This is a genomic window from Acinetobacter tandoii DSM 14970 = CIP 107469 (genome assembly GCF_000400735.1).
Classification (GTDB): Bacteria; Pseudomonadota; Gammaproteobacteria; order Pseudomonadales; family Moraxellaceae; genus Acinetobacter; species Acinetobacter tandoii.
Genome location: NZ_KE007366.1, coordinates 191048 through 203259 on the forward strand (window position 1 = coordinate 191048; position 12212 = coordinate 203259).

The window sequence follows — 12212 nt, forward strand, 5'->3', positions numbered from 1 at the left end:
AACGACTTACGGCATTAAAAGCTTTAAGGAGTTTTTATGCCTGTTCGTCAGACTGCGCTTAAAGAACAAACCCTATCTCAATACAAAAATCATTCTTATGAATATTTACTACTCTCTTGGCTCTTAAGTGATGGCTGGGATGCAAGTATGCCTAGTTTGGATGTATATGCCAAAACTGATATTCAAATTTTAGATGGCCGTACTGTATATCGTATCCAAGTCAAAAGCTTATATTCTGTAGATGATAATATTGTTGTTGAAAATAAATGGGAAGATGCTGATATTGACTATGTCATATATTTCTCTAGAAATGCAGAATGGGGCTATATTGTTCCAGCATTCAAGGAAAAAAAGCGAAATTTAAAATCCCAAAATCATATTCGCTTTCATCAACATCCTACTAATTTTTTGAAAAATTTTAATAAAATCTAATTTACACCTCCCTTTAAAAAGGGAGGAACCCCTCGAATTCAAAACCTCAACAAAATTCACGTAAAGTCCCCCTTTCCCAAAGGGGGATTTAGGGGGATTCCAATCTATGTTTAGCAATCCAATAAATCTGCTCCACCACAGCATCAGTTTCAGTCAAAATCTGCCTGTTACTAAACCTCAGCACCACAAGTCCTAATTCACTTAAAGCTTGATCACGAATTTGATCAGCCGAACGACCATCTTCGGTGTAATGTTGCCCTCCATCACACTCAACAACAAGCTTCGCAGTGGAACAATAAAAATCTACGATGAAGTTAAGAATTGGCTTTTGCCGATAAAACTGTAATCCTAAAATTTGCTTACGGCGTAATCTTTGCCATAGCCAGTGTTCAGCATCGGTCATATTGTTGCGTAAAGCACGCGATGGAAGTTTTAAGTATTTGTTATAAGGTTGCATCACGACGCTCTTTTTTTAAATATTCTTTTAAGAATCTTGGCATAATATCTGCCAGAGAATAACAATGCACGAAACATCATCATGAACGCAACCCAACTTTTTCTCGGCGTGATCTTTAGCTCAATTGGTTTAGGCTATTTTCTCTATGGCAAAAAACAAAAACTGACTGTGCCCTTTGTAGTCGGTCTGGTTCTAATGGTTTTCCCTTATTTTATAGAAAGTAATGTTTTGCTGAGTGGCATTGGGATTCTACTGTCGATCATTCCTTATTTTTTACGTTTTTAGAATGACTTAGCGGTTTCAAGCGATTCAAATTTAATGTCGGTCACATTCCAGTGATGCATCATTTCACGTAAAAACACAAAGTAAACCAAGCTAAATATTCCTTGTTTCGTGACCTTAGCCAAATAATATTCCCGACACTCAAGAAATGCATTAAAGCCACTTTCAAGCTGTATTCGACCTATGCTGTGTTGATTCGGAAAAAATAAACTCAAAACTTGCTCAAATAAAGTATCCGTACTGATTGCACTTTTAGGCTGAGCATATTGGATGGGAACCGATTCTAATATTTCTTCAATTACATAGATCATCAATTCAATGGCAAGTTCATCTAGTACCCCATGACGCATACTGTTCGACTGAATAAAACTTAAGCCTTTATTGATCTGAAAATGCCGCCCTTCTATGTCAAAACTAAGCTGTTCCAAGCCTAAGGAAAATTTGATTGGAAAATCTGGATCTGTCATTACATCTATCCTCCAGAATCGAAGCGCGTAATGATCCGTTATATTCAGTCATTCATTACAACAAAGATGCCAAAAAACAACGCGCGACCTTATTCTTCTCACAAGATAGCGCGTCTAAATGTAAAGTTCTGCTGTAATCAGTTTAATTTGCTTGGGTCTTAGGTAAAAATGCGGTGGCAAAACCCAGTAATGGCAATAACGAACACACGCCAAATACCCATTCAATGCCTTTCAAGTCTGCCAAATAGCCCAAACCTGCTGCGGCAATACCGCTCACGCCAAACATTAAGCCGAACATTAAGCCCGCAATCATGCCCACTCGTCCAGGTACAGCTTCTTGTGCATACACCACCATGGCAGCAAAAGCAGAAGACAGCACCAAACCAGTCATGACAGACAATACCGTAGTCCAAAACAGATTGGCAAAAGGCATCATTAATGCAAACGGTGCCATGCCTACAAATGAAACCCAAATCACCGCTTTACGTCCAATTTTGTCGCCAATTGGGCCGCCTGCAAAGGTTCCCAATGCCACCGCAGCTAAGAACGCAAACAAATGTAACTGTGCCGATTGCAGGCTGATATGGAATTTATGCATCAAGTAAAAAGTAAAGTAATTACTGATACTGGCAATATAAGTAAATTTGGCAAACATCAGCACGCAGATGGTCGAAAGTGCGATTACTAACTGGCGCCCGTGCAATTTACTTTGCACTTGTTGTGCTTTGGCTGCCAGTTGTTTTTTACTGTGACTAATACTCCAACGACTCACGCCAAATAATACCCAAATGGCAAGTAGTGCAAATACAATCAACAAGGCCACTGCATGTTGCCCAAAGGGCACAATAATCAGTGCAGCTAATAAGGGTCCAATTGCAGTTCCTGTATTACCTCCCACCTGAAAGGTCGATTGTGCTGTACCAAAACGCCCACCCGATGCCATACGCGCCACACGCGAAGCCTCAGGATGAAAGGTCGATGACCCCACCCCAATCAGAGCAGACCCGATAAGCAATACTGTAAAACTAGGAGAAAACGCCAACAATAAAATACCACTCAAGGTCACCAGCATACCCAGTGGCAATAAATACGGTTTGGGATTTTTGTCGGTATAAAGACCAATCCAAGGTTGCAGCAATGATCCAGTAATTTGATATACCAATGAAATGAGTCCAACTTGTGCGAAACTCAGTGAAAAGTTGGTTTTCAGCATCGGATAAATCGCAGGCAGAACGGCTTGAATCAAGTCATTCAGTAAATGTGCCAGTGCCACAGCACCTACAATTTTCACAATCATCCCTTGTGGCTGAAGACTTGCCACAGCTTCATCCATGCTTTCCTTCGTCTGTATTGAAGACGTCATAGCTGAAAAACTCCAATCATTGATATTTCAAACAATATTGTAAATTGTCATTCACAACGTTATCTTCCAATAATCCCTGTATAAGTGACAAATTTCATGAAAATATCAGATTCACTGATTGAAACAGAAATGTCTGAACTGGTGATTGGACTTTCCTCTGAACATACTTACCGCGAAATTACTCCTGCCCATCACCATTCACGGGCACAATTCCTGTATGCCTCGACTGGGATTATTCAGGTCTTTACTCCAAATCATGTTTGGTTGATTCCACCTATGTGTGCACTGTGGATTCCGGCTTATGTCGAACATAGTGTGATTTCTTTAAGTCGGGTCAAAATGAATACCGCCCTCGTAGAATCCCAAGCGGCATCAGTATTGGGTCAACAGTGTTTTATTATTCGGGTCAGTAAGTTATTGCACGAACTCCTCATTCGTTTAAATGTGATTGAGCAAATTCCTACGTCAGAATTATTGAGTTCGGATGAGCTTTCCCGTGCAATACAAATTTTAATTTTTGATGAAATTCAGAAAGCCAATTCTTTACCGATTCAGATTCCTTGGCCCCAAGACAAACGGCTATTGAATATCTGTCAAACGCTCTTACATGAACCACAATATCCTAAAGATTTAAGCACATGGGCAGATGAAATTGGCACCAGCACCAGAACCCTGATGCGGATGTTCCAAAAGGAAACTGGGATGTCATATCGGGCATGGCTACAACAAATGCACATTGCTCAAGCCCTGAGTAAAATCGCCAGTGGTGAGTCGATTGCACAAATTTCAAGGGGACTGGGATACAGTAATCCAAGTGCATTTAGTGCCATGTTTAAACGGCATTTAGGACAGACACCACAGCAATTTAAATATAAAGATGAATAATACAGCCCATATCGCTTAGGCTTTTAATCGGTCAACAAACAAAATACCATTGAGATGATCTACTTCATGTTGCACGATGCGTGCTGGAAATCCTTCAAACGTTGTTTCCATAACATCACCTTCTAATGTGTGATAGAGCACTCTAATGACTTGCGCTCGCTCCACCTGCGCACGTTGATTGGGCACACTTAAACAACCTTCTTCACCCAGACACGTGGTTTCAGAAAACTCTAATATTTGCGGATTAATCATGACCACAGGTTGCATTTCAGGTGCGTCGGGGTATCGTAGATTCGGGCGCGAAGCAGCAATAATAACCTGTTTAGAAATATACAATTGTGGTGCGGCGATACCGACACCATTACGCTCTAACATCGTTGCATGCATAACTGAAGCCAATTGCATCAACCATTCGCTATTAAACTCTGCTTCAGCAACAGGCGCAGCTTTTAATTTTAAGATCTCTTCTCCGCGTTGGGCAACGGGTAAAATTACACTCATGCGCTGTTCCTAATGTCAGGACTCAATGATTGGTTTCTGTCTATTCTGAACCAGTTATACGTAAATTGAAATCATCAGTTTAATGATGAATTTCTAAGCTTTATCTATTTTTGTGCAGCTTTTGGCAGTTCAAATGGGCTTTTACTGCACTGTTTATTCAAGTCTAAGCCAACATACGTCGAGTGTCGGATTCAATATGCATTTTATTCTATTAAATTTTGCTTAATTCAATCCAGCAACATTGCCGTTCAGCAGATGTAGGAAAAACAAGATGTTTCACATTCTGATTGGAATGCATGTAGATGCTCTGGTGTTGCTCAAGTCTAAAGTGATGGCCATCCACAAACAATTCGAGTGTTGAAATACTTTGATTAAAGATAAACACCACATCTGCTGAGGAGAAAAACTCAAGCGCGGATGAAGTTTCTATCCATTGATAGCGGGCAGTATAACGCTGCGGTGAATAGATTAAATTAAAGTCACGGATCACCTCTGCCAGTAGATTACAACTGACTAAACTATCACCACTAAACTGTACCGACTGTAGTGTCTTTAAAGTGAGCGCTACTCCATCAATATTCAGATGAATGCCAGTGCCATCCAATACCGTCAAAAAGCGTTGCATACCGTTAAACTGAGAAAAGGTTCCCGAAGTCGTGACGTCTGCCATGGAAATGCGCCAATCAAAATCGGTTAAACTCTCACCTGCACTACGTGCCAGTTCTAGGGTATACCCTGCTCCATTTTTCCAAGGCATTTTTTTATAGTGATTTGCTGTAAGCAACTCGATCATGGCGTAAATTTCCCTTTTAAATCGTAATGATTGGCTAGACAAAACAGTCATGCATGTGTAATAAGCTACTGGTTTGACCATGCACGGCGAAAAATGAATAAAAATATTCTTTATTTTAAATTTTCAAACCTTTACACACTTGAATTAGCGATGAAACAGCAGTAGCAATGTGTTCTTTACATCCCGCAGCAATCAACCTTCGTCCGTTAATTCTGCTAATTCAGGGTTAACCCTCCAATGGCTACAATTCAATCCATCATCTGATTTATCTTAACGTAGCACACACTTATTTGTATATACAGGATTATACATAATAACTAATCTTGCCATGATGGCTCAGCGTTGCGACTTGAGCACCCATTCATGGATTTGTTGCAGAAAGCTATTCGTAAATCCTTATTCAGCAGTATAATTCTCAGATAAGTACACCACAGCAAAATCTATCGTTCTAGTAATTCGTTTATTGAAAACCAAACTCAGATCAACCAAGAAACTTTATCAATCTCGTTTAATTCCTATTCTGCTAAGTGAAAATGGAAACTTGGAGGAATATAAGAACTTTACCGCAAGCAAGAAGAGGGCTGCTGCAAATAGTGAACTGATTAGGCAGGTCATCTACCTGAGTGGTCACTTAAATTTGAGTAGATCAAGATACATTTACCTTTTGAATCTTTGCACAACAGCGCCGATTAAACATAACAACTATATAAACCCAATCAGCATGAGCTTAGAAATTTTCTTATAAACTCAACCACCTGCTAAATTAATATTGGTAAAATACAAAGGGTTATTCCAATTCTCAGAATAACCCTTTGTTGTAATAATGTTCTGAATCAGATCTATTTAAATGATGACAAAATTTTAGAATTCCTTGGTAATACTAAAAATTACTGCATCATCAGCATAAGTTAAATCTTTATTAATATTTGAATCGACATAATACAAATCAAAAATAAAGTCATTATAGTTATAATTACCACCTACTTTATAATCATAATATGAATCTTCTTGGTCTGTTGCCCATAAAACATCATAAGCATCATGACTTGAAAACTTGTTGTAACCTACTTGGGCATAAGTATTCCAATTTTTAGCTATTGGATAGTTATAACTGGCTTCATAACGTAACATTTTCCCAGTATTGAAAAAATACTCTGGAGAATAATAAAAAGTAAAATTTAATGCATCATCTTCAGTTAATAAACTCATACCTGTTGCAGCAATAGAATATTCTTCATAATCCGCATCGGTTAAAGATTTATCCGAACCAGGGTAATTAATATCCCCATACTGAATATTGAGCTTGAAATGATCATTAACGAGATAATCATATCCTAAATAATAATCTAGCTCTATGCTACTCCCAATATCAAGTTCACTATTGGAGGCAAAAATTTGTGCATATAAACCCGAATCATGATCTATGCGTAAAGTACCTTGTATTGCTGGATCACCTTCTGTTTGTGAATAACCACGCGAATAGTAATCAGTTAAAAATGAAACTGTACCACTGGTTGAAAAATCCTTAAAAACACTTGATTCTTCAACATTTTCTGCGTGTACACTCGAAATTGCCATGACCAACCATAAACCGCATACTAGCTTATTTTTCAACTTTTGCATTCCATCAATTCCATGATTTTTATTTTGTTTTTTTATTGTCATTATTTTTTAACAAAAACATAGAACCAATTCCTATAAATCAATAGGAACCATTAGAGAATAGATAACCAATGATCGTGATTTTTCCAACATAAATAATAGAAAATATTAAATAGTACAAAAATTTAAGATAAAATTTAAAAAACACTGATTAAATTTTCTCAAATAGTGACTATCACAAAGAGTGAACATCCTTATAAAAAAGAGCTTATTCAATAAACTCATCCACATCATAAATATATTTACATCAATAATTAATAGAAAGTCTCTCTCACAAATCAAAAGTGATCATGCTTTTATTTTATTTAAAAGATCTAATGTATAAATTTCTTGCTTCGATCAGATTCAAAATATAATAACTCAATCCCTTTATACAATTTTTTTATTTATTGAAACACAGTAACTTTTATTTAAATTCAAGCATAAAGTTTGCATTTTCTATATCTATGACTTATGAAATATCAAAACTAAGTGAAATAAAACAAGGTCTGAAGAGATGGGTCCTCCCCTTCAGACCTTAAGAAGCATTTGGTGTTTGCTCTATGCCATTAATTTGAACTTTTTCAGCTGAAGATGCGAGAGCCATTTAATTGCAGCTTAAGAGTGCCAATTAATTTTATTCTTCAAGCTGACTAGCGCTGCACCCTAGCTTGTCTATTACGATTTTGTTTAAAAGTTAAATCCAAGCACGATTATGATTGAAATTCATCATTATTATTGGACAAATATCATATTAAGCGAATTATACAATATTTATCCTATCGAAAATTTTCTACTTAATTTAAACATTTTTCTAGCAACACTGATAACATCCACTTTATTCATTAACTTGGTTTATTGAAGTATCGGACACCTCAACACAAAAGAATATATTTTTATGGAAATCAAGCAAATAAAATATTTTTTGACGGTGGTTGAAGCAGGCAGTATTGGTAAAGCTGCCCAAAAACTCGATGTCGGCGCTTCGGCCATTAGTCAGCAAATTAGTAAGCTCGAACAAGAGCTAAGCATTCGCTTATTACAGCGTAATGCTTTTGGCGTCACGCCTACACCCGCGGGTCTGGCCTTTTTAAAACACTCTCAACTTATTTTGCGTCAAGTTAACTTCGCAATAGACGCTGCGCATTCAGCTCGGCTTTCAGGCCATGTCAGCCTTGGTTTTCCGCCAACTATTACTGCTTTAATTGGCATCCCTTTAATGAAACTAATGTCTGAACGCTATCCAGACATTCGTCTAGAAATTGTGGAAACCTTGTCTGGGAATCTAATTCAGTCGATTAATTCGCGTCAGCTTGATATTGCCATTATTTTTACCAATGAAATTGATAAACAGTGGTCGATACAGCCTTTGGTACGTGAACAAATGTATTTAATGGCACGCAAAGAAGTGCTCGAAAAATACGGTCTTGCCGACTGTATCAAAAGCGGAATTATTCAGTCGCAGCAAATTGGTGATATTCCTTTAGTACTACCAAGGCAGCGTCATAGCTTAAGAAAGCTGCTTGAGCACAAGATTGGACAGCTTAATGTTGTCTATGAAATTGATGGTCTACACTTACTCATGGACAGTCTAATTCACCTTGACCTTGCGAGTGTCCGCCCCGGAAGTGCTTGTTTGCAAGAATACAAACATAAACTTCAATTACTAAAATTGATCGATCCTGAAGTTGAGCGAATCAATTACTTGGTGAGCCTTGCCGAAGAAGAATTATCACCTGCTGCACTTGCTGCAAAATCGGCAATTAAAGCGTGTGTGAAAGAACTGATTCAAAACCAAATTTGGCCGTGTTCTGAAATTATTTTATAAGGGGTCATTAATTTTATTAAATACCTGATTAATTTTTCCCCCTCACTCCCTCCTGCTTTTTAAGATTACATTTTCCTTGGAATGATAAGTGGATTTCTGCTTATCACAATATAGATGTGTAGTTTGAACTGGAAACAAGGCATCACATTTTCTACGAAGGATACCTTTAAATCTCATCTCTACCCCATTTCCTATTTAGGTTTATTGAATGAGTCAATTTTAAAGCCCTCAATTGAAGATCGTGAATGTTTCCATTTTGTCAGGCCAAGGAGGTCTCCAATGGATGTCGTGAATAACCGTAGGGCTACTTTTAAAAAAATATTAAATGTAACGAGTGGCAACTTTTTAGAACAGTACGATTTTTTTCTTTTTGGTTTCTATGCTACTTATATCGCAGCAAAATTTTTCCACTCTGAAAATGAATATGTCTCTTTAATGATGACATTTACCGTATTTGCTGCGGGTTTTCTTATGCGTCCTCTCGGCGCTATTTTCTTGGGCGCTTATGTCGACAGAGTTGGTCGACGTAAAGGTCTTATTGTGACTTTAAGCCTTATGGCAATCGGAACCATCTTAATTACCTTTGTACCAGGTTATGAAACCATTGGTATTATTGCGCCAATTTTGGTGGTGATTGGACGTCTATTACAAGGCTTCTCGGCAGGTGTTGAATCTGGTGGTGTATCGATTTATCTAGCTGAAATTGCAACAGATAAAAACCGTGGATTTATCACAAGCTGGCAATCTGGCAGCCAACAAATTGCGGTTGTATTTGCAGCATTACTTGGCTACTGGCTCAACACCATTTTAACTACTGCTCAAGTGGGTGAATGGGGCTGGCGTATTCCGTTCTTAATTGGTTGTTTGATTATTCCTTTAATCTTCTTGTTCCGCCGTACGTTAGAAGAAACTGAAGACTTTAAAGCGCAAAAAACTCATCCATCGACCAAAGAAATTTTCAGCACGCTTGCGAGTAACTGGCGCATTGTACTTGCAGGTATGATGATGAGTGCCATGACCACAACCACGTTCTATTTCATTACGGTTTACACCACAGTATACGCAAAACGTACTTTAGAAATGTCGGTCACAGATAGCCTTTTAGCAACCGTATTTGTAGGTTTATCGAATTTCTTCTGGTTACCAATGGGTGGCTTACTTTCAGACAAAATTGGTCGCCGTCCAGTGTTAGTGGGTATTACGACACTTGCGATCTTTACCAGTTATCCAGTTTTAAGCTGGTTGGTGAGCGACATTAGTTTTTCAAACTTACTGATCACGCTTGCTTACTTCTCGTTCTTCTTTGGTATGTACAATGGGACTATGGTAGCAACCCTTGCCGAAGTAATGCCAAAACGTGTTCGTACCGTTGGCTTCTCTTTAGCGTTCAGTCTTGCAGCCGCTATTTTTGGTGGTATGACGCCAATGGCATGTACTTACCTTGTGGAAAACACAGGCAATGCAAGCACCCCAGCTTTCTGGCTCATGCTTGCTGCGGTATGTAGTCTCATCTCAAGCTTGTATTTATGTCGCGGTTCTAAGCAGAACAAATCTGACGCGATTGCTGAACCTGCAAAGGTTAGCGCTTAAAACAACTAACTACTTAACCTGAAATTTTAATGAACAGTACGGCGCATGTTGCAGCCGTACTGTGCTCTCCTGTCATTAAAAGTGAGATACTATGAAAAAGTCCCCTATCTTCATGACCATCTGCCTAGCTAGTGCAGGCTTAGGTTCAACGCTTGCTAACGCAGATACCCTCGAAGTGATTAGCTCTGGCGGTTTCTATTCATCTATGGAAAAACTCATTCCAATATTTGAAAAGCAAACTGGTCATACGGTTCACCTTTCGTCTGGTTCATCAATGGGTGCATCGCCAACTGCAATTCCAAACCGTCTCGATCGTGGTGAACGTTTTGACATGGTGGTCTTGGCTGCTCCTGAACTCAGTAAGCTTGCAGAAAAAGGTTATGTCGACCCAAATTCACAAAGCGCTTTAGTCAATTCAAGCATTGGTATGGCTGTACCTAAAGGTGCGCCAAAGCCAGACATTAGCTCTGCGGCAAAGTTTGAAAAAGTTTTATTAAATGCTAAGCACATCGGCTATTCGGCAAGTGCGAGCGGTACACATCTTGAAAAAGATGTTTTTCCAAGCTTTCCACCTGTCGAGTACAAAGTGATTGCTGGTAAAGCAGAAAAAGTAGTCGGTGACCGCGTGGCAAAACGTATTGCTGAAGGTCAGTTTGATATTGGTTTCCAGCAAATTAGTGAAATCAAACCTTTTACTGGCCAATATGGTCAAGTTGATTTAGTCGGCCCAATTCCTGCCCCTTATCAAAAAGTCACCGTGTTTGCTGCTGGTATTGGTAAAAACTCTGAACATGCAAAAGTCGCAAAAGAACTTATTCAATTTGTGAAATCACCTCAAGCGACACAAATTATTGAAGAACAGGGTCTTGAGCAGGTTAAACAATAAAAGCTCTAAAAGGCAGCATTTTGAGAGAATGTTGCCTTTACTCTTTGAGCGGTTTACGCAGCACAATAGAACAAAATGTATAGCAACAAACCAGTGTAGAATAATGAACAAAGGACAATGTAGTATTTGCCGTGGAACTCAAACAATTAAAATATTTTATTGCAGTGATCGAGTCTGGAAGCTTGGGTAAAGCTGCAAAAAATCTCGATATTGGAACTTCTGCATTAAGTCAGCAAATCTCAAAATTAGAAAGCGAGCTTTCTATTCGCCTTTTACAACGTACTGCTTTGGGTACAGTTCCTACCCCTGCGGGTTTAGCTTTTTTTCAACAGGTTCAACTGGCACTTAGGCACTTAGACCATGCTGTAGATTCTGCACATTCTTCACGTTTAAGTGGTCATGTTACCGTCGGTTTTTCGCCAAGTGTCGCGTCGGTTATTGGCACGCACTTTTTAAAACTCATGAGAAACCGCTACCCCGACATTAAAGTCCGTCTCATTGAAGGCTTATCGGGTGACTTAAAAGCTTTAGTTAATGCAAGACAGCTCGATGTTGCCATCATCTTTAGTGACGATGTCGACCCACAGTGGGCCATACAGCCTTTAGTCAAAGAGCAAATGTTTTTAATCTCGCCTAAAGAAGTGCTGAGTCAGTACCACCTTGAAAGCTGTATCGACACTCAAACCATTACGCATACACAGCTAAAAGAACTTCCGCTGATTTTACCGAGTCAACGACATGGACTGCGTTTGTTACTCGAACAGAAAATTCATCAGCTTAAAGTGGCCTATGAAATTGATGGACTGCACTTACTCATGGAAAGTATTAGCCAACTTGAAATGGCAACTATTCAACCTGCGGGCGCATCGTTAAACTCGCGGCAAGACCTCTGTTTACTACGCATTGTAGAACCTGCCATTGAACGTATTAACTATTTAATTAGTCTATCTGAAGAAGAACTCTCACCTGCTACTTTAGCCACCAAAGTAGTGATTCGTGCTTGTGTGACTAACTTAATTAATGAAAAGCGCTGGCCCGGTGCGAAACTCATAAACACTTAAGCGCTTAGTGTTTATTTTTACTAAAC

At 38.8% G+C, this 12212-nt stretch carries 13 protein-coding genes; 7 read left to right on the forward strand and 6 right to left on the reverse strand.

From position 1 onward, the window contains the following. Window positions 1-36: 36 nt before the first annotated feature. Entirely contained in the window at window positions 37-432 is a 396-nt protein-coding gene (locus I593_RS07445; RefSeq protein WP_016166960.1) for a hypothetical protein, read from the forward strand. Window positions 433-520: 88 nt separating this feature from the next. Here I593_RS07445 and I593_RS07450 read toward each other — a convergent pair whose 3' ends face one another. After that, a complete protein-coding gene (locus I593_RS07450) occupies window positions 521-889 on the reverse strand; it encodes an endonuclease domain-containing protein (protein WP_016166961.1) in 369 nt (122 codons plus the stop codon). 81 nt (window positions 890-970) lie between these two features. On the opposite strand from I593_RS07450, the gene I593_RS07455 reads away from it, so the two are divergent. Further along, window positions 971-1174, forward strand: a complete 204-nt coding sequence (locus I593_RS07455; RefSeq protein ID WP_016166962.1) for a hypothetical protein — start codon at window positions 971-973, stop codon at window positions 1172-1174. Here the strand turns inward: I593_RS07455 and I593_RS07460 are convergent. Further along, window positions 1171-1638, reverse strand: a complete 468-nt coding sequence (locus I593_RS07460; RefSeq protein ID WP_016166963.1) for a hypothetical protein — start codon at window positions 1636-1638, stop codon at window positions 1171-1173. The genes I593_RS07455 and I593_RS07460 overlap by 4 nt on opposite strands. Before the next feature lie 142 nt (window positions 1639-1780). After that, window positions 1781-3001 (reverse strand): MFS transporter, encoded by a 1221-nt coding sequence (locus I593_RS07465; RefSeq protein WP_016166964.1) that lies wholly within the window; start codon window positions 2999-3001, stop codon window positions 1781-1783. Window positions 3002-3103: 102 nt separating this feature from the next. Here I593_RS07465 and I593_RS07470 point away from each other — a divergent pair, with 102 nt between their 5' ends. Beyond that, a complete protein-coding gene (locus I593_RS07470) occupies window positions 3104-3886 on the forward strand; it encodes an AraC family transcriptional regulator (RefSeq protein ID WP_026440863.1) in 783 nt (260 codons plus the stop codon). A 15-nt stretch (window positions 3887-3901) separates the two neighbouring features. Here the strand turns inward: I593_RS07470 and def are convergent, their stop codons facing one another. From def to I593_RS07485, 3 genes are all read right to left on the reverse strand, one after another. After that, on the reverse strand, window positions 3902-4387 hold the full coding sequence (def, locus tag I593_RS07475) for a peptide deformylase (RefSeq protein ID WP_016166966.1): 486 nt from the start codon (window positions 4385-4387) through the stop codon (window positions 3902-3904). A 211-nt stretch (window positions 4388-4598) separates the two neighbouring features. Next, window positions 4599-5180 (reverse strand): HutD/Ves family protein, encoded by a 582-nt coding sequence (locus I593_RS07480; protein ID WP_016166967.1) that lies wholly within the window; start codon window positions 5178-5180, stop codon window positions 4599-4601. 861 nt (window positions 5181-6041) lie between these two features. Continuing rightward, the gene (locus I593_RS07485) at window positions 6042-6845 is read right to left on the reverse strand and encodes a TorF family putative porin (RefSeq protein ID WP_228130567.1); all 804 of its coding nucleotides are present in this window, start codon (window positions 6843-6845) and stop codon (window positions 6042-6044) included. Between the two features lie 874 nt (window positions 6846-7719). On the opposite strand from I593_RS07485, the gene I593_RS07490 reads away from it, so the two are divergent. The 4 genes from I593_RS07490 (at window position 7720) to I593_RS07505 (ending at window position 12186) form a co-directional block, all read left to right on the forward strand. After that, a complete protein-coding gene (locus I593_RS07490) occupies window positions 7720-8649 on the forward strand; it encodes a LysR family transcriptional regulator (protein WP_005302915.1) in 930 nt (309 codons plus the stop codon). 279 nt (window positions 8650-8928) lie between these two features. Further along, window positions 8929-10239, forward strand: coding sequence for an MFS transporter (tcuC, locus tag I593_RS07495; protein WP_016166969.1), 1311 nt, complete (start codon window positions 8929-8931; stop codon window positions 10237-10239). A 91-nt stretch (window positions 10240-10330) separates the two neighbouring features. Further along, window positions 10331-11125: a substrate-binding domain-containing protein gene (locus I593_RS07500; RefSeq protein WP_016166970.1), complete on the forward strand. Its 795-nt coding sequence runs from the start codon at window positions 10331-10333 to the stop codon at window positions 11123-11125. Window positions 11126-11256: 131 nt separating this feature from the next. Next, entirely contained in the window at window positions 11257-12186 is a 930-nt protein-coding gene (locus tag I593_RS07505) for a LysR family transcriptional regulator (RefSeq protein ID WP_016166971.1), read from the forward strand. Window positions 12187-12212 lie beyond the last annotated feature (26 nt).